General features: G+C 71.0%; 28 protein-coding genes. 10 read left to right on the top strand and 18 right to left on the bottom strand.

Going from position 1 to position 22,502, the window contains the following annotated elements:
- Positions 1-13: 13 nt before the first annotated feature.
- Entirely contained in the window at positions 14-796 is a 783-nt protein-coding gene (locus ACJOT3_RS15290) for a sporulation protein (protein WP_406973206.1), read from the bottom strand.
- A 116-nt stretch (positions 797-912) separates the two neighbouring features.
- Positions 913-1,536 carry a TetR/AcrR family transcriptional regulator gene (locus tag ACJOT3_RS15285; RefSeq protein ID WP_406973204.1) on the bottom strand — a complete coding sequence of 208 codons (624 nt, stop codon included), beginning with the start codon at positions 1,534-1,536 and terminating at the stop codon, positions 913-915.
- A 144-nt stretch (positions 1,537-1,680) separates the two neighbouring features.
- On the opposite strand from ACJOT3_RS15285, the gene ACJOT3_RS15280 reads away from it, so the two are divergent.
- The gene (locus ACJOT3_RS15280; protein ID WP_406973202.1) at positions 1,681-2,073 is read left to right on the top strand and encodes a hypothetical protein; all 393 of its coding nucleotides are present in this window, start codon (positions 1,681-1,683) and stop codon (positions 2,071-2,073) included.
- A 189-nt stretch (positions 2,074-2,262) separates the two neighbouring features.
- Entirely contained in the window at positions 2,263-2,640 is a 378-nt protein-coding gene (locus ACJOT3_RS15275; protein ID WP_406973200.1) for a GntR family transcriptional regulator, read from the top strand.
- Between the two features lie 37 nt (positions 2,641-2,677).
- Here ACJOT3_RS15275 and ACJOT3_RS15270 read toward each other — a convergent pair whose 3' ends face one another.
- From ACJOT3_RS15270 to ACJOT3_RS15260, 3 genes are all read right to left on the bottom strand, one after another.
- Positions 2,678-3,031, bottom strand: coding sequence for a hypothetical protein (locus ACJOT3_RS15270; protein WP_406973198.1), 354 nt, complete (start codon positions 3,029-3,031; stop codon positions 2,678-2,680).
- A gap of 164 nt (positions 3,032-3,195) precedes the next feature.
- Positions 3,196-4,596 carry a sigma-70 family RNA polymerase sigma factor gene (locus ACJOT3_RS15265; protein ID WP_406973196.1) on the bottom strand — a complete coding sequence of 467 codons (1,401 nt, stop codon included), beginning with the start codon at positions 4,594-4,596 and terminating at the stop codon, positions 3,196-3,198.
- Positions 4,597-5,050: 454 nt separating this feature from the next.
- Positions 5,051-6,232: an AMP-binding protein gene (locus tag ACJOT3_RS15260; protein WP_406973216.1), complete on the bottom strand. Its 1,182-nt coding sequence runs from the start codon at positions 6,230-6,232 to the stop codon at positions 5,051-5,053.
- A 223-nt stretch (positions 6,233-6,455) separates the two neighbouring features.
- On the opposite strand from ACJOT3_RS15260, the gene menB reads away from it, so the two are divergent.
- The 4 genes from menB to ACJOT3_RS15240 all read left to right on the top strand — a co-directional run bounded on the left by menB (position 6,456) and on the right by ACJOT3_RS15240 (position 10,865).
- A complete protein-coding gene (gene menB / locus ACJOT3_RS15255; RefSeq protein ID WP_306366155.1) occupies positions 6,456-7,295 on the top strand; it encodes a 1,4-dihydroxy-2-naphthoyl-CoA synthase in 840 nt (279 codons plus the stop codon).
- Entirely contained in the window at positions 7,292-8,275 is a 984-nt protein-coding gene (locus ACJOT3_RS15250; RefSeq protein WP_406973194.1) for an o-succinylbenzoate synthase, read from the top strand. Before menB ends, ACJOT3_RS15250 begins: the two co-directional genes overlap by 4 nt.
- 157 nt (positions 8,276-8,432) lie before the next feature.
- Positions 8,433-10,148 carry a 2-succinyl-5-enolpyruvyl-6-hydroxy-3-cyclohexene-1-carboxylic-acid synthase gene (menD, locus tag ACJOT3_RS15245; protein ID WP_406973192.1) on the top strand — a complete coding sequence of 572 codons (1,716 nt, stop codon included), beginning with the start codon at positions 8,433-8,435 and terminating at the stop codon, positions 10,146-10,148.
- A 150-nt stretch (positions 10,149-10,298) separates the two neighbouring features.
- Complete coding sequence (locus ACJOT3_RS15240; protein ID WP_406973190.1) at positions 10,299-10,865, top strand: dihydrofolate reductase family protein; 567 nt, start codon at positions 10,299-10,301, stop codon at positions 10,863-10,865.
- Between the two features lie 9 nt (positions 10,866-10,874).
- Here the strand turns inward: ACJOT3_RS15240 and ACJOT3_RS15235 are convergent, their stop codons facing one another.
- Complete coding sequence (locus tag ACJOT3_RS15235; RefSeq protein ID WP_406973188.1) at positions 10,875-11,822, bottom strand: AraC family transcriptional regulator; 948 nt, start codon at positions 11,820-11,822, stop codon at positions 10,875-10,877.
- 120 nt (positions 11,823-11,942) lie between these two features.
- Between ACJOT3_RS15235 and ACJOT3_RS15230 the strand changes: the two genes are divergently transcribed.
- Complete coding sequence (locus tag ACJOT3_RS15230; RefSeq protein WP_406973187.1) at positions 11,943-12,695, top strand: SDR family NAD(P)-dependent oxidoreductase; 753 nt, start codon at positions 11,943-11,945, stop codon at positions 12,693-12,695.
- A gap of 97 nt (positions 12,696-12,792) precedes the next feature.
- On the opposite strand, the gene ACJOT3_RS15225 is transcribed toward ACJOT3_RS15230, so the two are convergent.
- The 9 genes from ACJOT3_RS15225 to ACJOT3_RS15185 all read right to left on the bottom strand — a co-directional run bounded on the left by ACJOT3_RS15225 (position 12,793) and on the right by ACJOT3_RS15185 (position 18,693).
- The gene (locus tag ACJOT3_RS15225; protein WP_406973185.1) at positions 12,793-13,182 is read right to left on the bottom strand and encodes an NUDIX hydrolase; all 390 of its coding nucleotides are present in this window, start codon (positions 13,180-13,182) and stop codon (positions 12,793-12,795) included.
- A gap of 40 nt (positions 13,183-13,222) precedes the next feature.
- Entirely contained in the window at positions 13,223-14,236 is a 1,014-nt protein-coding gene (locus ACJOT3_RS15220; RefSeq protein WP_406973183.1) for a protein-L-isoaspartate O-methyltransferase family protein, read from the bottom strand.
- Positions 14,237-14,280: 44 nt separating this feature from the next.
- Positions 14,281-14,604 carry a lasso peptide biosynthesis B2 protein gene (locus ACJOT3_RS15215; protein WP_406973181.1) on the bottom strand — a complete coding sequence of 108 codons (324 nt, stop codon included), beginning with the start codon at positions 14,602-14,604 and terminating at the stop codon, positions 14,281-14,283.
- Between the two features lie 95 nt (positions 14,605-14,699).
- Positions 14,700-14,969 (bottom strand): PqqD family protein, encoded by a 270-nt coding sequence (locus ACJOT3_RS15210; protein ID WP_406973179.1) that lies wholly within the window; start codon positions 14,967-14,969, stop codon positions 14,700-14,702.
- Positions 14,966-16,798 carry an asparagine synthase-related protein gene (locus tag ACJOT3_RS15205; protein WP_406973177.1) on the bottom strand — a complete coding sequence of 611 codons (1,833 nt, stop codon included), beginning with the start codon at positions 16,796-16,798 and terminating at the stop codon, positions 14,966-14,968. Before ACJOT3_RS15205 ends, ACJOT3_RS15210 begins: the two co-directional genes overlap by 4 nt.
- A 50-nt stretch (positions 16,799-16,848) precedes the next feature.
- Positions 16,849-17,016: a lasso RiPP family leader peptide-containing protein gene (locus ACJOT3_RS15200; protein WP_406973175.1), complete on the bottom strand. Its 168-nt coding sequence runs from the start codon at positions 17,014-17,016 to the stop codon at positions 16,849-16,851.
- Positions 17,017-17,115: 99 nt separating this feature from the next.
- Positions 17,116-17,988, bottom strand: a complete 873-nt coding sequence (locus ACJOT3_RS15195) for a helix-turn-helix domain-containing protein (RefSeq protein ID WP_406973173.1) — start codon at positions 17,986-17,988, stop codon at positions 17,116-17,118.
- Positions 17,985-18,515 carry a DUF6879 family protein gene (locus ACJOT3_RS15190; protein WP_406973171.1) on the bottom strand — a complete coding sequence of 177 codons (531 nt, stop codon included), beginning with the start codon at positions 18,513-18,515 and terminating at the stop codon, positions 17,985-17,987. Before ACJOT3_RS15190 ends, ACJOT3_RS15195 begins: the two co-directional genes overlap by 4 nt.
- Positions 18,499-18,693 (bottom strand): hypothetical protein, encoded by a 195-nt coding sequence (locus ACJOT3_RS15185; protein ID WP_406973169.1) that lies wholly within the window; start codon positions 18,691-18,693, stop codon positions 18,499-18,501. The genes ACJOT3_RS15190 and ACJOT3_RS15185 overlap by 17 nt, the downstream gene beginning before the upstream one ends.
- Positions 18,694-18,947: 254 nt before the next feature.
- Here ACJOT3_RS15185 and ACJOT3_RS15180 point away from each other — a divergent pair, with 254 nt between their 5' ends.
- Positions 18,948-19,613 (top strand): YdcF family protein, encoded by a 666-nt coding sequence (locus ACJOT3_RS15180; protein ID WP_406973167.1) that lies wholly within the window; start codon positions 18,948-18,950, stop codon positions 19,611-19,613.
- Between the two features lie 35 nt (positions 19,614-19,648).
- On the opposite strand, the gene ACJOT3_RS15175 is transcribed toward ACJOT3_RS15180, so the two are convergent.
- A complete protein-coding gene (locus tag ACJOT3_RS15175; protein WP_406973165.1) occupies positions 19,649-20,203 on the bottom strand; it encodes a DUF6879 family protein in 555 nt (184 codons plus the stop codon).
- A 302-nt stretch (positions 20,204-20,505) separates the two neighbouring features.
- Between ACJOT3_RS15175 and ACJOT3_RS15170 the strand changes: the two genes are divergently transcribed.
- The gene (locus ACJOT3_RS15170; protein ID WP_406973163.1) at positions 20,506-20,790 is read left to right on the top strand and encodes an NUDIX domain-containing protein; all 285 of its coding nucleotides are present in this window, start codon (positions 20,506-20,508) and stop codon (positions 20,788-20,790) included.
- Positions 20,727-20,975 carry an NUDIX hydrolase gene (locus ACJOT3_RS15165; RefSeq protein WP_406973218.1) on the top strand — a complete coding sequence of 83 codons (249 nt, stop codon included), beginning with the start codon at positions 20,727-20,729 and terminating at the stop codon, positions 20,973-20,975. The genes ACJOT3_RS15170 and ACJOT3_RS15165 overlap by 64 nt, the downstream gene beginning before the upstream one ends.
- A gap of 139 nt (positions 20,976-21,114) precedes the next feature.
- On the opposite strand, the gene ACJOT3_RS15160 is transcribed toward ACJOT3_RS15165, so the two are convergent.
- Positions 21,115-21,285: a DUF397 domain-containing protein gene (locus ACJOT3_RS15160; RefSeq protein ID WP_406973162.1), complete on the bottom strand. Its 171-nt coding sequence runs from the start codon at positions 21,283-21,285 to the stop codon at positions 21,115-21,117.
- On the bottom strand, positions 21,282-22,145 hold the full coding sequence (locus tag ACJOT3_RS15155) for a helix-turn-helix domain-containing protein (protein WP_406973160.1): 864 nt from the start codon (positions 22,143-22,145) through the stop codon (positions 21,282-21,284). The genes ACJOT3_RS15160 and ACJOT3_RS15155 overlap by 4 nt, the downstream gene beginning before the upstream one ends.
- Positions 22,146-22,502: the final 357 nt, after the last annotated feature.

Genomic DNA, 22,502 nt, shown 5'->3' with positions numbered 1-22,502 from the left:
CGGAGGGCACCGGTCAGAACAGGTTGCGGCGCCCGGCCAGGGCGTTGACCCACCGGTCCAGCTCCTGGCGCCAGTCCGTCGCCACCGCCTGCTGGTGGGTGACGTTGAAGCTCTTGAAGGTGTCGCGCCCCTCGGAGAACAGGCCCGGCTTCTTGTCCAGCTCCAGGACCACGTCCATGCCGCGCTCGTCGGCGACGAACGACAGCTCCAGCTCGTTCAGGCCCCGGTAGCGGCCCGGCGAGTAGTACTCGATCTCCTGGTAGAAGGGCAGCCGCTGGCGGGTGCGGGCGATGCGCCCGCGCTCCAGGTCGGCCTTCTTGAACCGGAAGCCCAGCGAGTCCAGGGCGTCCAGCACCGCCCGCTGGGAGGGCAGCGGCTCGATCGACACCGGGTCCAGGTCGCCGGGGTCGACGGCGCCCGCGACGGCCAGGCGCGTGTTGACCCCGATGTTCATGCTGTGCAGCCGCCGACCGCCGTGGGTGGTGACCGGGGCCTCCCAGGGCACGGGGATCTCGAAGGGCACCTCGAAGCGCTGGCCGGGGACCAGGCGGGTGTGCCCGCCCAGGCGGATCCGGTGGAACTCCATACTGCTCTTGACCTCGTTGTCGCCGAACTCGGTCTCGACGACGGCCTGGAGCCCCACGGTGAGCTCCTCGACCTGCTGGTCGACGTCGCCGCCCTCGACCAGCACGGTGCCGCGCACCGCACCGCCGGGGAACGTCGAGGACACGTCCAGGCGGGTCTCGACCGAGGCCCCGCCGAAACCGATACCGGCGAGCAGACGCTTGAGAACCATGGGCCTTTCCTGTTCCGCCCCGGCGGTGCCGGTCCGGGCGGGGTGTTCGGGGAGGGGAGAGAGCGGCACCCTCAGGGGTACAGACGACCGGCGCCGGATTCCGGTTCCCGTCGCGGTCAGGGGGCCAGCCCGCGCAGCAGGGCCCGCAGCCCGTGGTGGAAGCGGGCGGCGGCCTCCTCGGCGTCGGGGGCGTCCTCGTCGTCCTGGTGGCGGACCTGGTGGACGACCGCGCCCAGGCAGTAGGAGTACAGGGCGTCGGCGGCGCGGTCGAGCTCGGCCTCGGGCACCCCGGCGTCGGTGAACGCGCGGTGGACCAGGGCGCGGGCGTCGGCGTCGGCGGGGGTGGCGGGGGCGCGGTGCACCAGCAGGGACAGCGCGCCGGAGTACTCCAGCAGGCGGGCGCGGTAGTCGTCGGCCCAGGAGGCCAGGCGCTGGTCCCAGGGGCGGTTGTCGGCCTCCTCCGCGTCCTTCGCGGCGTCCTCCCCGTCCTCGCCGTCCTCGTCGGCGGCCGCGTCCAGGGGGGTGCCGCCGGTGGACCCGGGGGAGGTCACGTAGGCGGCGATGGCGTTGAAGAGCTGTTCCTTGCCCAGCGGGAAGTGGTGGTAGATGGCCATGGCCTCCACCTCCAGGGCGTCGCCCAGACGCCGCATGGACAGCCCGCCCAGCCCGCGTCCGGCGATGATGTGGAGCGATTCCAGGATGATGCGCTCCCGACTGAGCCCCGCGTAGTTCCTGCTCACTTGTGTCCTTTCGCAAGTTCTGGTGCCTAATGTGGCGTTTTCTGTGCGCGGAGGCCATCACCAACGCACGATCCGGGTCGCCCCATGATCCACATCACTATTAAAGTCTCCTGCAGACGGTGTACCAGGTGATCGGAGCTGGCGATGGGACTTGGCGGACGTGGCACGGCGCAGGCGCGGGAAAGCCTGGTCGCCGACCGGGAACGGGCCGGGCGGCTGGACGACCTTTTGCGGGAGGTGGCCGACGCCCAGGCGGCACTGGAGGAGGCCCGCGTGTCGGGGGCGACCGTGGAGGAACTGCACGAGCGCGGGCTGGCCCTGGACACCGCGCTCACCGAGGCGATGCGGGCCGCCTACGCCCGCGAGCGCGTGCTCATCGGCGAGAAGGGCTACCGGGACCGCCTCTACCGCCGCAAGCGGCTGGCCCGGCCCGCGGTGCGCGAGGCCACCGAGGTGGCCGAGCAGCTGCTCACCGCCCGTGAGGACCACCGGCTGCACGGCGTGCAGCGGGTGCCCCGGACGGTCGGCGCCGCCTGACCTCCGTGCGGCCCCGCGCCCCCCGGGGTTCCGGTGGTGGGCGCGGGCCCGCACATCGGCCCGGAAGGGGCGGGAGCGCGACCGGTCCGCGCCCCCGCGGTAGCGGGGCCGGCCACGCGCGGTAGTTTTGGGCGCGAACGGGTATGGGGCCCGCAGCACGAACACCGACCGTGGGGAGCGCAGGAGGAGATGGCGGATTTCATCCGCGTCGACCCGACGTCGAAGGTACCGCCCTACGAGCAGATCCGGACGACCGTGGCGATGGCGGCCGCCGCCGGGGAACTCCCGGTCGGCTACCGGCTGCCGACGGTGCGGGCGCTGGCCGGGAACCTGTCGGTGGCGGTCAACACCGTGGCCCGCGCCTACCGGGAACTGGAGCAGGCCGGGGTCGTCGAGACCCGGGGCCGCTCGGGCACCTTCATCGCGGCGGCGGGGGACGACCAGCGGGCGGAGGCCCTGGCCGCGGCCCGCGCCTACGCCGAGGTGATCTCCCGGGTGGGGCTGGACCACGACGAGGCCGTGGAGATCCTGCGCGCCGCGCTGGACTCCGCGCAGCCCCCGGGGTGAGCCGGGCCGGCGTCGCCGGGCAGGGGGCGGGCGCCGCTCAGCGGCGCAGGCCCAGCACGGACACGATGTAGAAGACGATCAGCCCCAGCCACACGGCGGCGATGGCGGCGGGCCCGCCCACCAGGGCGGCGGCGATCGCGGTGGCGGGGATGCTCACCCCCAGGCACACCAGCGACAGCACCATCCGCACCGTGTTGGAGGGCACCCCCACCTTGACCTTGTGATCCCTCTGGCCGCGGTCCAGGTGGCGCCGGACGCTGGTGTCGATGGCGTCGTCGATGCGCTCGACCAGGGACGCCGCCAGGGCGTCGTCGTACTCGGGCCCGAGCTCGCGGCCGGCGCGCAGGGCGGCGGCGATCTCGGCCTGCCGCTGGGAGATGCTGTCCGTCATCCCCTCATGGTGGCACCGCGGGGTCCCGGGCGCCTCCCCCCGGACCCGATCTCGGGGAACGTTCAGGGACAACCCCGACGCCGGAGAGGCGTCCCCGACCCCGGACACGCCGCAGGGCCGCCTCCCGGGTGCGGGAGGCGGCCCTGTTCGGCGGCCGGTGGCGGCTAGCTGGCGAAGTCGAGCAGCTGCTGGGCGCGGCTCGGGTGCCGCAGCTTGGACAGCGACTGCTTCTCCAGCTGCCGGATGCGCTCGCGGGTCAGCCCCAGGTGCTTGCCGATCTCGTCCAGGGTGCGCGGCCGGCCGTCCATGAGGCCGAAGCGCAGCGACATGATGGTCGCCTCGCGCGGCTCCAGGTCGGACAGGGCGTTGCGCAGCTGGTCGGCCATGAGCTGGCGGTCGACCACCTCGGAGGCCTCCGAGGCGTCCACGTCCTCGATGAGGTCGCCGATACGGGTCTCGCCGTCCTCACCGATGGTGGAGTCCAGGCTGATGGGCTGGCGGGTGACCCGCAGCAGCTCCTCGATCTGGGCCGGCGTCTTGTCCAGCTCCAGCGCCAGTTCCTCCGGGGTGGGCTCGCGGCCCAGCGCCTGGTGCATGTCGCGCTCCAGGCGGCTGACCTTGCTCAGCAGCTCCAGCACGTGGACGGGCAGGCGGATGGTGCGCGCCGAGTCGGCGAAACCGCGCTGGATCGCCTGGCGGATCCACCACATGGCGTAGGTGGAGAACTTGAAGCCCTTGGTGTAGTCGAACTTCTCCACGGCGCGGATCAGGCCGAGGTTGCCCTCCTGGACCACGTCCAGCAGCGACATGCCCCGGTCGCTGTACTTCTTGGCCACCGACACCACCAGGCGCAGGTTGGCCTCCAGCATGTGGGACTTGGCCTTGCGGCCGTCCTCGGCGATCCACTCCAGCTCGTCGCGCTCGACCTCGGACATCGGCACGGAGGTGTCGACCTCGCCGTGCAGGCCCAGCCGGTACTCCGCGTACAGGCCGGCCTCGACCCGCTTGGCCAGCTCGACCTCCTGCTCGGCGGTGAGCAGCTGTCGGCGGCCGATGGCCTTGAGGTAGGTGTGGACGGAGTCGCCCATGGCGGGGGACTGGTCGTCCAGGTCGGCCTCGCCGGTCTCCGGGTCGATGGTGGCCTGGGAGGTGTCCTCGGTGGTCTTCTTGGTGCGCCGCGTCGCGGTGCGGGTCTTCCTCCGGGGGGAGGGGCCCTTGCGGGGTGCCACCTTGCCGGTTGCGGCCTTGGGTGCCTCGTCGGTGTCGGGCACCGTCGCGATGAGAGTGTTTTCCAGCACGTCGTCCTCGGCGTCGGGTTCGGCCACCGGCGCGGAGTGGTCGCCCCCGTTGGCGAGCCGGACCCCGTGGTCGGTGAGTTCACGCAGGATGGCGCGGCCGTCGCCGGCGGAGACTCCGGCCGCGGAGAAAGCGGTGCGCAGTTCGGTGAGGGACAGGTGTCCCTGGGCGCGCCCGCGGGTGAGCAGGTCGGTCAGTGCCGCGCGGTCGGTCGCGAGCGGAGCGGTGCCGTCGGTGGTCGCCGAACGGGTCCGGGCAGTGCTCGTCATCCGGACACCTCCCTCCCTTCCATGACGTGTGGCACGTGGCGGAGGGTTCCCGCCGACTGGACGCGCCAATATGTCCAACGTGTCGGGGTGTCAAATGTTCCCCGTCTCGATTGGATATCTTTCGAAGTGGCATGGATCACCGCACGTTCAGTGGCGGGCGGTGCGGGACAGCGGGTATGGAAGCCCGCTCGGACGGCCGGGCCGGGGCGCGGCGCACCGGGCGCGGGGGAGGGCGCAGGGGCGTGGGCGGGTGGAGCGGGTGGACTCGTGGCTGTCGCCAACTGCGGACCTCCTTGGCAGAGGGGCCGTGGGGTCCGGGCATTCGGGAGGCCCGGATACACAAGTAGACGCCGGGCGGCCCGGGGAAGTTCCCCATCATGGGAGGACATGTCCGGCCCCGGCCGTGGCGGCCGCTCCCCGCCGGGACCCGAACGCCCTGTTCGGGGCGGTCCGCTCAGCCGCGGCGCAGCGCCACCAGATCCGGTTTGCCCGAGGCCAGCATCGGCAGCCGGTCGCGCACCTCCACCTCGCGCGGGGCCGCGTAGGCGGGCAGCCGGTCGCGCACCACCGACCGCAGGTGCTCCAGGGTGGGCGGCGCGGCCGGGTCGGCGGGCACCACCACCGCGCACACCCGCTCGCCCCACTCGGGGTCGGGGCGGCCCACCACCACCGACTCGGCCACCGCCGGGTCGGCCGCGAGCAGCGCGTTGACCTGGCCGGGCACCACCTTGTGGCCGCCGGTGTTGATCACCTCGTCCATCCGGCCCAGGACCGCCAGCCGCTCCCCGTCCCAGCGGCCCAGGTCGTTGGTGCGCAGCACCCGGGTCCCGTCGGCGGCGGTGTCCGGGCCCGGCACCGGCTCCGCCCCGGGGGCGGTCCGGTAGCGGGTGAGCAGGGTCGGGCCCGACAGCAGCACCCGGCCCGCGCCGTCCGGGCCCGGGGCGTCGACCGCCACCCCCACCCCGTCCAGGGGCACCCCGTCGTAGACGCACCCGCCGCAGGTCTCGCTCATGCCGTAGGTGGTGACCACCCGGCCCCCGGCCTCGCGCGCCGCCGCCAGCAGCGCGGGCTCGGCGGCCGCCCCGCCCAGCAGGACCACCCCGAACTCCGACAGGTCCGCCCCCGCGGCCAGCAGCCTGCGCAGCTGGGTCGGCACCAGGGACACGTGCGGGCGGAGCCCCTTCGCCAGGGCGAGGACCTCCTCGACCGCGAACGGCGCGTGCACCGCCCCGGTGCCCATGACCAGGGCGCGCAGCATCACCTGGAGGCCGGAGATGTGCCCGGCGGGCAGCACGCACAGCCAGGAGTCGCCCGGCCGGGCCCCGATCCGCGCCACCGACGCCCGTGCCGAGGCGAGCAGCGCCGCCGCCGACAGCTCCACGCCCTTGGGGGCGCCCGTCGACCCGGAGGTGGTGACCACCAGGGCCGTCCCGGGGGCGGCGGGCAGGCCGCCCGCCAGCGCGGACTCGCCGCCGGGCGTCAGCACCGAGGAGGGGCGCATCGCCGCGAGCAGCTCCCGCACCCGGGCGTCCGGGGTCCCGGCGGGGACCGGCATCAGCGCCGGGCCGTCGCCGGCCAGGGCTGCGGCCAGCAGGTCGGACAGGTGGCCCGGCTCCAGGCCCACGGCGGCGCGCAGGGCCGGGCCGTCGGCGGTCGTCGGGGCGGGGACGTCGGGAAGGTTCGCGGAAGCCACGGGGCACAAGGGTACGCCCGCCGCGCCCGCGGGGGGCGTACCCGGTCGTCCCCGTCGGCCTGGCACAATGCGTAGGGTTGACGCGGGGGTCGCCCTGGAAGGGGCTCCGTCGGAGCCGGTCCGGGCACCCGCCGTACCGATGTCCCCGTGAGGAGAAGCAGTAGCCGTGAGCAGCGTGATCGACTGGCAGCGGTCGGGCGAGTATTCCGACATCATCTACGAGACCGCGGAGGGCATCGCCAAGATCACGATCAACCGGCCCGAGCGGCACAACGCGTTCCGGCCGCAGACCCTCTTCGAGCTCCAGCAGGCGTTCAACATCGCCCGCGACGACTCCGAGGTCGGCGTGATCATCTTCACCGGCGCCGGCGACCAGGCGTTCTGCTCCGGCGGCGACCAGAAGATCCGCGGCGACGACGGCTACATCGGCGACGACGCCGTGGCCCGCCAGGGCATCGGCCGCCTCAACGTCCTGGACCTGCAGGTGCAGATCCGCCGCCTGCCCAAGCCGGTCATCTGCATGGTCGCCGGCTGGTCCATCGGCGGCGGCAACGTCCTCCAGGTGTGCTGCGACCTCACCATCGCCGCCGACAACGCCAAGTTCGGCCAGACCGGCCCCAAGGTCGGCTCCTTCGACGGCGGCTACGGCTCCTGGCTGCTCGCCGAGACCGTCGGCCTCAAGAAGGCCCGCGAGATCTGGTACCTGTGCCGCCAGTACAGCGCCCAGGAGGCGCTGGACATGGGCATGGTCAACACCGTGGTGCCGCTGGCCGACCTGGAGAAGGAGACCGTCTCCTGGGCCCGCGAGCTGCTGGAGAAGTCCCCGCTGGCGCTGCGCATGCTCAAGGGCGCCATCAACGCCGTCAGCGACGGCGCCGCCGGGATGCAGCAGTTCGCCGGTGACGCCACCATGCTCTACTACATGAGCGAGGAGGCCCAGGAGGGCCGGGACGCCTTCAAGGAGAAGCGCCGTCCGGAGTTCGACAAGTTCCCGCGCCGCCCGTGACACCGACCGCCGACCCCGCCGCGGAGACCGGTCCCGGAGCGGGCCGGGCCTTCGCCATCGGCCTGCGCGACCGGTTCCGCGGCATCACCGTGCGCGAGGGGCTGCTGGTGCGCGGGCCCGCCGGGTGGGGCGAGTTCTCGCCCTTCGCCGAGTACGGCCCGCGCGAGTGCGCCCGCTGGTGGGCGGCCTGCCATGAGGCCGCCCACCTGGGGTGGCCCGCCCCGGTGCGCGACCGGGTCGCGGTCAACGTCACCGTCCCGGCCGTGGACCCCGGCAAGGCCCACGCCATCGTCGCGGCGGGCGGCTGCGCCACCGCCAAGGTGAAGGTCGCCGAGAAGGGCCAGGACCCCGCCGAGGACCTGGCCCGGGTGGAGGCGGTGCGCGACGCCCTGGGCCCCTCGGGGAAGGTGCGCGTGGACGCCAACGGCGGCTGGGACGCCGACACCGCGGTACGGATGGTCCGCGCCCTGGACCGGTACGGGCTGGAGTACGTCGAGCAGCCCTGCGCCACCCTGGACGAACTCGCCGCGGTGCGCCGCCGGGTGGACGTGCCGGTGGCCGCCGACGAGTCGATCCGCCGCGCCGAGGACCCGCTGAAGGTGCGCGCCGCCGACGCCGCCGACATCGTCGTGCTCAAGGTGCAGCCCCTGGGCGGGGTGCGCGCCGCCCTGCGGGTCGCCGAGGCCTGCGGGCTGCCGGTGGTGGTCTCCAGCGCCGTCGAGACGTCGGTGGGCCTGGCCGCCGGGGTGGCGCTGGCCGCCGCCCTGCCGGAACTGCCCTACGCGTGCGGGCTGGCGACCATGCAGATGCTCACCGCCGACGTCACCGACGACCCGCTGCTGCCCGAGGACGGGTACCTGCCGGTGCGGCCGGTGGAGGTCGACGGGAAGCGGCTGGGCGAGGTCGAGACCGACCCCGCCCCCTGGCGCGCCCGCGCCGCGGCCGCCATCGCCGCCGGCGCCGCCGAACGGCGGGACTGACCGGTTCAGGACACGGATCACACGCGCGGGCGTTCGCCGTTCGCGCCCGAACGGGGTTCACTGGAAGGTGTGCGCCCGTGAGAAGAGGGGTGCCGTGCGGCATACCGGCGTCCTGCGGTGATACTTGTTGCACACTTTGACGAACGAAAGCGTTTGGATGAATCCGTCTACCGCCCTGGCGCGGGTCCTCGTCGATGAACTGGCCCGCTGCGGCCTGGCCGAGGCCGTGGTCGCGCCGGGGTCGCGCTCGACGCCGCTCGCGCTCGCCCTGGTCTCCCACCCCGGGATCCGGGTGCACGTGCGTGTGGACGAGCGGTCGGCGTCCTTCCTCGCGCTGGGACTGGCCCGGGCCTCGCGCCGCCCGGTGGCCGTGGTGTGCACCTCCGGGACCGCCGCCGCCAACTTCCACCCCGCGGTGCTGGAGGCCGACGAGAGCGGGGTGCCGCTGCTGGTGCTGACCGCCGACCGGCCGCCCGAGCTGCGCGGCACCGGCGCCAACCAGACCGTCGACCAGATCGGCCTGTACGGCGGGGCCGTGCGGATGTTCGCCGAGGTCGGCACGCCCGACCCGGTGCCGGGGATGGTCGCCTACTGGCGTTCGCTGGTGGGGCGCGCCTGGGGCGCCGCCCGCGGTGGGCGGCCCGGCCCGGTGCACCTGAACATCGCGTTCCGCGACCCGCTCACCCCCGACGGCCCCGGGCAGGAGTGGCCCGAGCCCCTGGAGGGGCGGGCCGACGGGGCGCCGTGGATCTCCCGGCCGGGGCCGTTCGCCGAACCGCCCGCGTTCGTGCTGCCCGACGTGGAGCGCGGCGTGATCGTGTGCGGCGACGGCGACTACGACCCGGTGCCGTTCCTGGCACTGGCCGAGCTCACCGGGTGGCCGCTGCTGGCCGAACCCACCTCCAACGCCCGCCGCGTGGGGGCGGTCTCCGCCTACCGGCAGCTGCTGGCCTCCCCGGCGGTCGTCGCGGGGCCCGCCCCGGACCTGGTGGTCAGCGTGGGACGGCCCAACCTGTCCCGGCAGACTTTGGCGTTCCTGCGCCGGGCCCGCCGCCATGTGGTGGTCACCGCCGGGTCCCTGGGTGACCCGAGCGCGTCGCTGCCCAACGGGTTCGCCGACCCGGCCCGCACCGCCACCGACGTGGTGGCAGCCGTCGCCGCCCCGGCGGGCCTGTCCTTCGACGAGCCGCGCCGCACCGACTGGTCGCGGCTGTGGTGGCGGGCCGAGTCCGCCGCCCGCACCGCCCTGGACGCGGTGCTGGACGAGCAGGAGACGCTCACCGAACCGCGGCTGGCCCGCGACCTGGTGTCGCACCTGGCCGCGGGGTCGCTGCTGTTCGCGGGGTCGAGCATGCCCATCCGCGACCTGGACGCCACCATGCGCGCCCGCTGCGGGGTGCGCCTGGTCGGCAACCGGGGGGTGAGCGGCATCGACGGCACGGTCTCCACGGCGATCGGGGCGGCTCTGGCCCACCAGGCGGCCGACCCGGCCGCGGGGGCGTTCGCCCTGCTGGGCGACCTGGCGGTGCTGCACGACCAGAACGGGCTGATCATCGGGCCGGGGGAGCCGCGCCCGGACCTGGCGATCGTGGTGGTCAACAACGACGGCGGCGGGATCTTCTCCGGTCTGGAGCAGGCGGGGCACCCGGACTTCGAGCGGGTCTTCGGGACCCCGCACGGGGTGTCGATGGAGCGGGTGGCGGCGATGGCGGACGTGCCCTACGTCCACCTGGAATGGGCCACCGACCTGCCCAAGGCGCTGCTGGGGGAGGGGGTGCGCATCGTGGAGGTGCGCACCGACCGCGCCGAGGGCGCGGTCCTGCGCAGACGCCTGCAGACGGCGGTCGACGCGGCCCTGGCCGAGGCCCTGTGACCCTGTAGCCCCTGTGTTCATCGCGCCCCGCCGGACCCGGTCCGGCGGGGCGGTTTTCTCACTTCGCCTCCGAGATCTGCGCGCGTCGCGATGAGTTCCGCGCGGTTCGGTGGTCATACCGTCGAACCCGTGACCTGAGGAGGGCATGCGATGCGCGGCGTGATCTGTTCGATGGGCGTCTCGCTCGACGGCTACATCGTCGGGCCGGACGGTGGATTCAACTGGTCGGTGCCCGACCGGGAGGTCTTCGACCTGGCCACCGACGAGGTGCGCCGGGTCGGCGTCTACCTGCTGGGGCGGCGGCTGTACGAGACGATGGTGTACTGGGAGACGGTCGACCAGAGCCCGGAACACGACCACCCGACGCGTGAGTTCGCCGAGATCTGGCGGGCGCTGCCCAAGGTGGTCTTCTCCACCACGCTCTCCGAGGTGCGGGGCAACACTCGCCTGGCCGCGGGAGGCCTGGCGGAGGAGGCCGAACGGCTGCGGGCCGAGCCGGGGGAGGGCGACATCGCGATCGGTGGCGCCACCCTGGCCGCCGAGGCGGCCGCGCTGGGTCTGATCGACGAGTACCGGATCCGGGTCTACCCGGTGCTGGTGGGCGGCGGCGTCCCGTTCTTCCCCCGGGCCGAGCGCCATGTGGACCTCGACCTCGTCGAGTCCCGCGCCATCGGTTCTTCGAAGGTGGTCTACCTCCGCTACCGCGTGCAGCACTGACCGGCGCGCCTATCCGGCCGGCTGTCGGTCCGGTCGGCGGGCCCGGTCCCGGAACTTCTTGGGCGAGACGCCGACCACGCGGCGGAACGCGGTGCTGAAGGCGCTCTCGGACTTGTATCCGGTCCGGGAGGCGAGTTCGGAGATGGACATCGTGTTCTGGCGCAGCGCCTCGCGCGCCAGGCGCATGCGCCAGTGGATCAGGTACTCCAGCGGCGGGACCCCGACCTGGTCCTTGAAGGAGCGGGCGAACGCCGAACGCGACATGTGGCTGATGTCGGCGAGCTCCTGGAGCGTCCAGGCGCGCGACAGGTCCTCGTGTATGGTGCGCATGGCCGTACCGATCCCGTCGGCGCTGAGCGCGCAGAGCCAGCTGAAGGGGGCGTGGGCCCGGCTCGCGTGGGCGCGGAGCATGTGGACGAGCAGGACCTCCCCCAGGCGGTCCAGGACCAGCGACCCGCCGGCGGCACCGGCCTCGAACTCGGCGACCAGGAGTTTCTGCACGAGTGCCAGGTGCTCGCCGTGCGGGTCGGTGGCGGGGACGTGGACGAAGGGCGGCAGGACGTTGGTGAGGACCGAGGCGTTCGCGTCGTCGAACACGAACTGCCCGTCGCACACGTAGGTGTCCGCCTCGGCTGGCGCGCCGATGCGCACGACCCTGCCCCCGGGGTCCTCCCGCAGCGGCGTCACGGTGCGCGGGTCCGCGGAGGGCGTGCTGGACAGCACGTACTGCGAGGGGTTGGACAGCAGGTAGAAGTCGCCTTCTTCGAGCAGCACGGGTTCGTGGCCGTCGAGGGTCAGCCAGCACGTACCGCGCACGACCAGACCGACCTTCACGTGCGGGAACCCGTCGAAACGCGCCGCCCAGGAGCCTCCGGCAAGCAGGCTGTGCCCGATCGTCGTCCGGGGGCGGAGCAGACCGACCGCATCGGCGACCGGATCACCGAAACCGAGCAACACGAACCCCCCTCCTGGACGATAGGTAAAATATCGAGGACTTTACATTATGGAAAGTACTTCCCTGCCGCGGCATGATCGCCAACGAAGCAGATCAACACGGAACGACACGGAGGTACTCCCATGGGGCGGCTGGATGGCAGGACGGCGGTGGTCACCGGAGGCAGCACCGGCATCGGCCTGGCCACCGCCCTGCGGCTGGCGGACGAGGGCGCGCACGTGTTCATCACGGGTCGGCGCAAGCCCGAGCTGGACTCCGCCATCGAGGCCATCGGACCGGCCCGGGCCACGGCGGTCGTCGGCGACATCTCCCGGACGCAGGACCTGGACCGGCTCTACGAGGCCGTCCGGGGGCGCGGCGAGGGCCTGGACGTGCTCGTCGCGAACGCGGGGGTCGGCGCGTTCGTGACGCTGGAGCAGACCACCGAGGAGCACTTCGACCAGACCTTCGGGGTGAACGTCCGGGGCACGCTGTTCACCGTGCAGAAGGCGCTGCCGCTGCTCAACGACGGGGCCTCGGTCATCCTGGTCGGCTCGACCGCCGGCGACCGCGGGGTGGAGGCGTTCGGCGCGTACGCGGCGTCCAAGGCGGCCGTCCGGTCCTTCGCGCGGACCTGGTCCACCGAGCTCAAGGGCCGCGGCATCCGGGTCAACGTGGTCTCGCCGGCCTGGATCGAGACTCCCGGTGGCACCGCCGCCTTCGGCGACGAGGAGACCCTGCGGGCCGTCAAGGAGAACATCGCCGCGACCGTGCCCAAGGGCCGCATGGGCCGCCCGGACGAGGCCGCCGCGGCCGTGGCCTTCCTGGCCTCGGACCAGAGCAGTTATGTCGTCGGCGCCAACCTCTACGTCGACGGAGGCACCAACCAGATCTGACCGCGGTGGCGTCCCGGACCCACGGGCCCGGGACACCACCGCGTCGTGGGAGGAGCGGTCCGGGACCAGACGCGGCCGGTCTCGGTACCGGAGCTCTTCATGGGCGTGATCGGGCGAACCAGTCCAGCACCGAGCGTTTGTAACCCTCCGGCATCGGCAGGCCGGGGACCTCGGCCTCGGTGAACAGGCCCGCCTCCTTGTGTTCGCTGGACACCACGACCGGTGCCCGGGAGTCCACACGGCACCCGTAGGTGACGATGAAGACGTGCCGGTCGACCTGGGTGATGTGGTACATCCACGAGTCGAGAACGGCGGTTACCTCGACCGGCCAACCGGTCTCCTCCTCGATCTCCCGGGCCAGGCACTCCTCCGGGGTCTCGCCGATCTCGATCTTGCCGCCGGGCAGCTCCCACTCGTCGCGCTCGTTGCGCAGCAGCAGCACCCGGTCGTCGCGGATCACCACCCCCTTGACGGAGACGGGGAACATACGCGGAACGTGGGGGCTGTCGGAAACGGGGTCGGGCACGTTATCCCTCACGAGTGATCCGAGTGCGGACGAGCCAGCCGTCGCGGGTCTCCTCCAGGACCGGGGTGAGGTGGTCGGCGCCGGGGCGTCCGGCCGCCCGCCACCGGTCGACGTGGTGGCGGAGAGTGCGGGCCGGGGCGGGGTCTCCGGCGGTGGCCAGCCGACCGTCACCGGTCACGGCGGCGGCGCCGGACGCGGTGGCGTGGCCGGGGGCCCAGCCCCGATCGCCCAGGCCGAGCATGCACAGGCCGTCGGTGTCGGCGGCGTACAGGTACAGGTGCAGGTCGGCGGCCGACTCCTCGGGTTCCAGCAGAGATGCGGCCTCGACTCCTCGGGAGAGGACCTTGACGGCGGCTTTGGCGTCACCGCCGCGCATACTGCTGACCCACCAGGTGTTCCCCCGGGCATCGACGGTGGCGGCGTCCACACCGCGTGGAGGCACTAGCCACTGGGTGAGCTCTTCGGGGTGCATCTCCACGTACCCGCCGGTCCAGAGCCGTTCGGCCTCTAGGGTTCCGGTGCGGGTGCGGTGGGCGCGGACGATCGCGGTGGACCTCGGCAGCGGGGTCAGGGTGACGGGCACGACCAGCACCGCGCCGGGCACACACTGGTCGGCCCAGGTACGCCACAGCACGTCGGTGGCGGCCCAGGCCACGACCCGGTCGTAAGGTGCTCGGCCGGGGTGGCCGTGGGCACCGTCCCCGGTCACGACGTGGATGTTGGCGGCACCGCGGTGGCTGTGCAGGTCGCGGGCCCGGTCTGTGAGGGTGCCCATGACGTCCATGGACACCACCGAACCGGTCGGCCCCACCAGCTCGCCCAGCAGGGCGCCGGAGAACCCGGAGCCGGTGCCGATCTCCAGCACCCGCATTCCCGGGTGGACGTCCAGGCGTTCCAGCCCGGCGGCGATGGCCTGCACCGAGCTGCTCTGCCGGACCAGGCCGCCGTCCTGGTCGCGGGTGTAGTGGTCCTCCGGTACGGACGCCAACGCGGCTTTGATGCGATCGGTGGTCACGGTTCTCCTCGTGTCGGTGGTCGATCCCGGTGCGGGATGCTCGGTCAGACGTGGATCAGGGTCAGGTAGGGGTGTTCGGCGAAGTGCGACTCCTCTACCGGGGCGCCGTTCACCGCCACCCAGGCGTGCACGGCGTAGGGCATCATGCGGGCCCCGATGCACCACTCCACTCGGCGGCGTAGCAGCAGGCAGGCCAGGGCCGAGGCCAGCGACCCCTCCAGACAGGCGAAGCGCCCGGGGAACCAGCGCCCGGCGGCACGGACGCTCCTGACCGCGGCCTCCGCTTCAGCCGGTGAGGCGGGGCGGCGCGTGTGACGGTTCGCGAAAGCGACCAGACGCAGGCTCACCGCGAGCGGTAGCCGGAGCATCAACAGAGCGCCGACGCAGCCGACCGCTCCCGCAGCCCGGTAGCGCGCAGGGATACCGGTTCCATCCTCTCGGCGGGCCGCCATCTCCGAAGAACTCACTTCTCCCGCCCTGTACGCACGGCCAGCCCGAGGTGGATCAGGGTTCCGGCGAGGGCAAGGGCATCGGCGCGAAGCCGTTCCGGTTCCGTGCCCCATCGGATGGCGAGATCCTCAAGGACCGTGTTCCCACCGCCGACGAGGTGTGCCCACAGCGCGGCAGCGGTGGGATTGAGGCCGTACAGGCGGTCGTTCACGGTGTCCAGCAGTACGGCTCCATCCCGGTCGGCGGCCGTGTGCACGCCGGGCGCGGGGCGTAGGCGGGTCATGGCGTCACCCCGATCGACGGCATCGGCCTGCTCTGTTCTGCGACGGCGGGAGGATGCTGCCGGGCCCGGAGCCACAGCTCCACCGCCAGGACCCGGCCGATCGCTCCGAGCGGGGCCCGATGGCCCGCCACCGCAGACTCCACCGCGCGCAATACCGGATCAGGCCGGACGATGCCCGTCTCGAACAGCAACCCTCGGCTCAGTAGGGCGCGCACCTGGCCCGCGTTGCGGCGCAGACCGTGGTACTCGCATCCGCTGTAGTCCCCCTTGGTGTGGCGTTCGTACAGCCAGGCGGGGACATGGTGGGCCATGGCAGCGCGGAGCAGGGGTTTGGCGGCCAGGACCGTGGCACGTTCCGTAGCGGGGACGCTGAGACAGGCTGCGACAACGGCGTTGTCGAAGAAGGGGGCACGTACGTGCGCTCCTTCGGCATGTGCCAGGGAGAGGAAGTCTCTGGTGGCCTCGGCATGGCGATGGACCATGCGCAACGCGTGGGCGTCGGCTCCGTCGTGCTCCGAGCCGAGGCCGGAGGCGAGTCGCTGCACCTGCTCGGCCAGGTGGGCGCGTGTGGTCGGGGCGGCCCAGTCCAGCGGCATGTCCAAGGGGGACCGGGCGAGCCCCGCCTCGACTCCATCCTGCGACTTCGGCGACATGGGTTCGGGCCGGTCGGGGCCGAGTCGATCGGCGAGCAACGACAGGGACGCCCCGAAGCCGGTGCGGGAGGTGGTCAGCGCGGCGAGGAGAACGCGGTGGAGAGGGCGCTGTCGCAGCCGGGCCAGGGTGCGGACCTCGGTGAGAAAACGCCGACCATGGCACAGGCGAGCCAGGTCCGCCAGGTAGGTCAAGGGCGCCCCCAGCACCACGTCACCCCCGTCCCCGACCAGGTGCGTTCCGTCCCGGAGCGCGGGCGCCAACCGGGCACGGGTGCGTGTCCACAACAACGGCTCCAGGGAGGGGACGTCGGCGGTCGGCGCGTGCTCCAGTCCGGTGAAGGGCAGGGTCGTGTGGTCGCCCTCGATGACCGTCCACCGCAGGCCGGGTGTGCGACGTGAGATGCGTTCGGCGTGCGCCAGGTCGTCGTTGCGTGCGAATTCGTCGGTGTAGGTCAGTGCCACCACCGGGGTGCGGGAGGTCCGCGCGGCCAGAACCGTCAGGGTGGAGGAGTCCAGGCCGCCGCTCAGATCGCATCCGACGCGGGATGACCGGCGACAGTGGCGGTCGACCGTGTCGAGCAACGCGTCCCGTAGGAGTGGTGCCCCCTCCTGCACGGTGAGGGTGGGGCGGGGAAAGGCCCGGGGCATGAGAGCGGCCCGGCCTTCGTGTACGTGCAGGACCCGGTGCGGGCCGACCGGACGGACACCGCTCACAGGGCAGGTGCCGATCAGGTCGGACAGGTCGGGGAGCAACAGGAAGGCGGAGAGCCCCAATGGATCCGGCACCGGGGTGCTGATCAGGCCGGACGCGATAGGAGAAGACCCGAACCGCACGCGGTTCGTTTCCTGGCGGTACCAGAGGCGGTGCGTTCCGGCCAGGTCCCCGGCCCACACCAGGTCGGGACCCTCGGTGACCAGAACGGCGTGGGAACCGGGCAGGGTACCGAGCCGGTCGGTGGCGGTGACGATGTCGGTGGTCTGTGCCAGGACTTGCTCGATGCTCCGCGCGGAAGCGGAGCACTCTCCCAGGAACACGGCTCGCCGAGGCCCGTGCTCGTGTGCGCTCACCTGTCCGGCCGACCAACCCGCGGAGAGGTGGAGCTCGTGGGGGTCCGGCAGGTCGGAGGCGGCCGCGCGCGCCCTGGAGACGCCGGTGTAGTGGAGTCGGGGAAACACTGATGTCCCTTCGCGAGGCCGGGTGCGGCCCTCGGGCCGCACCCGGCGGTTCACCAGTACCGGGAGGTGTTCATGTCGGCGGTGTCCTGGGAACCGCTGCCCAGGACGACCTCACGGACCTCGCCCAGACAGGTGACAGTCGGCGGCTCGTACGGGGCCTCCGGAGTGGTCTCCGGCGCGTGGAGGGGCCGGGGCTCGGTTGGTCGGGTGCCGTGCACGGAGAAGGCTCCTTGCCATTGAAAGGAAATGGGCACGGCAAACACTAGGGTTCGGCAGGGGAGGGGTGAAGGGGTTTCTCGCCTGCGAATAAATTCGCGCTACGGAATATCCGAACTTGTGCGTTCCCGGTGTTCCCGGGCGATTTCACCGAGGAAATCCGACGTTTCCGTCGGGGTGAGGGAATGGGAGCGGAAGAAGTCGTAGATCTCCCGGCTGTAGGCGAGGTCCTTGGGATCGCGCAGCACCAGCTCCCCGGTGTGCACCTCCGCGGTGACGAGCCGGTCGTCGTAGAGGGTGAAGCCGTTCAACGGACCGCTGGGCACCACGGAGCGCGCGGGGACCACGCGGACCTCCACCGAATCCAGGGCACCGATTCGGGCGATGCGGTCCATCTGCGCGGCCATCTCCTGCGGCGGGCACAGCGGGAAGCGCAGCGCACCCTCGGTGAGCACGAACTCGAACCGTTTCCCCGGTCTTCGGAGGGCCTGCTGGCGTTCCAGGCGTCTGGCCAGGGCCGTCTCCCACTCCGCCCCGCGGTTCACCAGGGGATGGGACAGGGTGCGGCGGGCGTATTCGGGAGTCTGGAGCAGGCCGGTGATCATGCAGGGCAGGAAGAACCGGATCGTGGCGGCCGCGGACTCGATCGCGGCCAGATCCCGCTGGAGTTCGCCCAGGCCGCGCTGGAGGGCGGTGCGAAAACCCTGGTAGTCGGAGTTGGCCACCCGGGCCAGCTCCACCAGACGTGTGGCATCCGCCCCGTCCAACGGGATGTGCAGCGCCGTCAGGATGCGCTCGACGTCCACGGCGGAGGGGCGGATGCGGTTGTTCTCGATCTTGCTGATCTTGGCCTGGCTCATCCCGGCACGACCGGCCAGGGCGGCACCGGTCAGTCCGGCGGCCAGGCGCAGCCGTTTCAGCGCGTCGGCGAGTTCGATCCGCTGCTGCGCTGCGTGCTCGGGTTCCAGGGTCACTCGGTCAGGGCCTTGTAGTACTCGGTGAAGGGGACGGCGTGGGCCAGGGCCTGTTCTTTGTAGCGCACGTACGGGGCCGGGTCCACGTCCTCCAGGAGTTCGCGGCCGAGCTGGGTGCCGTCGGGGGCGTAGTGCATGAGCACCACCTGCTCGTCGTCGAAGAGCCAGAAGTCCTGCTGCGGGAGTCCGGGGTCGGGGGTGGTGGCGAAGTCCAGGATGTTGACCTCCTCGCCGGCCTGGACGCTGAAGGCGTACCCCCACTCGAACTGGAACCGCAGGTGGTCGTTGAGCGGGCTGGTGAGGGTGTGGACGCGGTGGATGCGGCGACCGGCCGCGACGTGCTCGCGGATCTTGATGAGGTAGGTATCGGTGTGCAATTCCTCGGCGGGACGGTCCTCTCCGGCCAGGAAGCGGCGCAGTTCGTCCTCCTCCTCGGGGACGGTGTAGCGGGGGAGCGTTTCGAGGCGGAACGCCTCGCGCCGGAAGGAGTGGAAGAATTCCTGCCAGGCCTCACCTTCCAAGCGCACGTGCGGCCTCCTGGATCAGGTGCGCGGGGATCGTCACGGCGACCTCGCCGGGGGAGAAGGTCAGCTCGCCGGTCTCGGCGACCTGCGGGCCCTGGACGATGAGCGAACCGTCGTCGGCGAGGAAGACGCCGGGGCAGTCGTTGCGGTTGCAGTCGCCTGAGAGTTTCCGAAGTGCCACGAAATCCTCTTTCCGTCGAGCACGGGGGCAATTAACGCTAGAGAGTCGCGGGAAGGTCGGTCAAGTGGTTCGCCGTTATTCTCGCCTGCGAATAAAAGGTGGGTGTAATGGTGGCTGCGCAAGGTGATATGGTGCGACTCCTCTGCCCGGCCACCTTGGTGGCCTGTCCGACGCTGTCTCGCTTATCGGTCTCACAGCATCGAAGTCCCGGCCACGCGAGAGCTGTGGCCTGGCTCTTGGAGGAGGAACAGGTGGTGGACGGCGTGCGCACCATGACCGGAGAGCAGTGGCGGTGCGCGGAACTGGTCTGGGAGTTCCACCGCATGCGCCACGGGGTGCGGCGGTGTGATGCCGCGGTGGTGCTGGGCTGCAACGACATCGGCGTCGCCGCGCATGCCGCTGAACTGTACCGGGCCGGGTTGTTCCCGGTGGTGGTGTTCACCGGCGGGAACAGTGCCGCGACCGCGGAGGTGTTCCCGCGCGGAGAGGCTGTGCACTTTCGGGAGCGCGTGTTGGAGCTCGGTGTTCCCGACTCCGCGGTGCTGGTGGAGCCGGAGGCGGCGAACACCGGGCAGAACGTCGCTTTCTCCCGCCGGGTCCTGGCGGCGAACGGTATCGACCCTGCCACTGTGCTCTTGGTCTGTATGCCCTATATGGAACGGCGCGCTTTCGCCACGGCCCGGAAGCTGTGGCCGGAGGTGGAGGTGGTGTGCTCCTCCGCGCCGGTGGGTCTTGGCGAGTACGTCGAGGGCTTTGAGGATGCCGGGCTCGTCATCGACATGATGGTCGGCGATCTTCAGCGGGTGATGGAGTACCCGAAGTTCGGGTTCGCCGTCGAGCAGGATGTGCCCCGACCGGTGCGGGAGGCGTACGAGTTCCTTGTCGCCTCGGGGTTCGACGGCTGCCTGATCTCGGCCTGACCATCGCTGTCGGCCATTTCCAAAGGATCGGTCGTCTAGATGGTGAAGCGCTTCACAGTCTCAGGGTCGTACTCGGCGTGGGGGACGGCGTAGCGCCAGGCGATGTCACGCCACCGGCAGTGCCGGGAGACTTCTGCGAAGGAGTCGATCGCCTCGTGCCTGTGGGGCGCGCCGTCCTCGTCGAAATGGATGATGCACACCCATGCGTCGTCGAAAAGCCAGAAGTCGCGTTCGGGTGGCTCATCGACCGAAGGGTGGTGGCGTGGAAGCCAGCGGATATCTTCTCCGGCCTCCTGGTTGTAGCGGGTGGCGGCGTGCTCCCAGCGAATGTAGTCGCTCAGGGGTTCGCTGATGAAGCGCACTCTTTTCCACCGATTTCCGCGCGCGGTGCGTTCACGTATGTTCCGGTGCCATGCGGAGGTACGCGCGTGCTCCTCTTCGAGTGAGAGGTCTCCGGTACGCAGCCAGTACTCGAACTCCTCCCGTTCGGTTGCGACGTTGTAGAGGTCGCGGACTTCCAGCTTCCACGCGGTGTCTTCGAAGCGCTGGAACTGCTGGGCGAACTCTTCCTTGGTGAGGGTTCTGGTCAAGATTGTTCCTTCTGTTTGGCGAAGCGTAGGAGTTTCTCGGGAATCTCCATGGCTGCTTCGCTATTGGGGGTGTCGTGCAGATCCGCCAGGGCGTTGGGATCAGTCACCTTGCCCATCGGGGGAGCGAAGCATTCCCATGATTGATGACGCGGGGAATCAGGGTAAATTCTTAGGGTGGCCACAGGCGGTCAGGCGAACGGGCGTTCGGGAATATGTTATTTTGTGCTCGTAGCGGGAGGGGCCGTGCCCATCCGATGTCTCGGGCTGGGGCGTTCTGATGAGAAGAACGTTGGTTTCGGTGCATGGTCTCAGATTCCACAGAATCCTTCTCCCGGCCCAGAGCCGCCGCCGGTGTCCTGTTCTTCGACGAGGGCGGGAGGGTGATGATGGTGGTCCCCTCCTACAAGGACTACCTCGACATACCCGGCGGATACATCGAGCACGGAGAGACGCCCACCCAGGCCGCGGCGCGCGAGGTGAAGGAGGAACTAGGGATCATCCCGCCGATCGGCGGCTCCTGGTCATGGACTGGGCACCGAACCCCTCCGAGGGCGACAAGCAGTTGTTCGTGTTCGACGGGGGAGTAATCGGGCGTGAGTGGGTGGAGCAGATCTCCTTGGATCCCGCCGAACTGGCCGACTACGCGTTCCATGATGTGGCCTCGGTCGGGGAAGTGACGATTCCTCGGCTTGCACGCTGGATCGTCCAGGCCGATCACGCCCGTAGAGAAGGGGCGACTGCCTACCTGGAGAACGGGGAGGCCGTTTCGTAGACCACCGCTGATGGTGGGGGCTGTTCACCTTGTGGGGCTGTTCAGATGGGAGCGAGGGAGAGGCCCTGCGGTGCCCGGCAGGGAAGGGGTGAAGTCTTTGCCGGGCACCGGTGGTGATGTGAGGTGGTGGGGGCGGGTGTCAGCCGCGGGTGGAGTGGAGGAAGGCGGTCCACTCGGGGGAGGGGAAGGGGAGGTGGCCGTCGGCGGGATGCTTGGAGTCGCGGACGGCGGCCCCGCAGGGCAGGTCGGCGACCTCGACGCAGTTCTGATCCTGTGCGCTGTAGCTGCTCTTGCGGAATTCCAGGATCATGTGCCTTCGCTTTCCACTGATGCCTTGAGGGCGGCGATGAACCGTAGGGACTCCGTTGACGATAGCGCTGACCCTTGAACGTTGCCGAACGCGAGGTTGTACCGCTCGATCTCGTGCGGCTGTTCCAGGTAGAGGCCATCAGCAGCCGTGCCGACGTAGACCAGGGAAGGGTCACGAGGCTCGGGAAAGTCCAAGATGGTGAAGGAACCGGTCATCCCCAGGTGGGATCCACTCTTGAAGGGCAGGGCATGGAGGTCGATGTTGTGCCTGAGGGCGAGATTCTCCAGGTGCGTCAGCTGCTCAGCCATGATCTCAGGACTGCCCACCATGCGGCGTAGGGCGCCTTCATCGATCACAGCCGTCATGTGGGGTGCCCCTACCTGAGCCAGGATGCTCTGGCGAGTGATGCGGGCCTCCACTCGGCGAGCGATGCCGGGGTCGTTCGTGGCACGGCCTCCCTTGAAGACGTCTTCCGCGTACAGCGGGGTCTGGAACAGCCCGGGGATCACCTGTGCCTCGTAGGTGCGGATGACCGAGGCTTCGGCCTCGAAGTCCGGTAGGGCGTGGTCGCTGAAGATGTCCTTGTACTTGGACCACCACCCCTTCTCCTTGGCCTGCCGGGACAGTTGGTGGAGTGCCTCTCGTGTTTCGGGGGGCACGTCGTACAGGTCGGCCAAGGCGTCCAGGTCACGGCTGCGGGTGCGCCGGGCTTCCGCGGTCTCGATCTTGCCGATCGTTGCTCGGGGCACTCCCGATCGCTTTCCGGCCTCGTCAAGGGTGAGACCGTGCTCTTCGCGGAGTCGGCGCAGCTCGAAGCCGAGGCGCCTGCGTCGGATAGTGGGGCTGTAGGGCCGTTGCATGGGGTCAACCTAGCAAAAGAATCTGGAGAAACTCAGAGAGTCGATTGACAACTGAGATTCGCAGTTTCAGGATGGTGTTGTAGCCAGTGATCGTCAGGTGACGGAGTGCTCCTGCCGATCAGGCTACGACCTGCCCGTGCCCTGCGCTGCTGCAACCGTGAACATCCCCCGGCGGGCGGGTGGAACCCCTGTTCCTCCACCTTGTGCAAGGAGTGTCTTCGTCATGCTCGCAATCGTTCCCTCGCCCCCGCCGATGCCCTCGCTGCCGCAGGTGACCCTGCCGCTGGGGGAGCTGGTGCCGCGGCGGTGCCGGCACTACTTCAACCCCCACGCCCGTCGGCCGCACTACAAGGTGCG

The sequence above is a fragment of the Nocardiopsis protaetiae genome (assembly GCF_045446735.1).
GTDB classification, from domain to species: domain Bacteria; phylum Actinomycetota; class Actinomycetes; order Streptosporangiales; family Streptosporangiaceae; genus Nocardiopsis; species Nocardiopsis protaetiae.
Note: the sequence above shows the minus strand (reverse complement) of the source record. Positions and strands in the feature narration are given on the sequence as shown.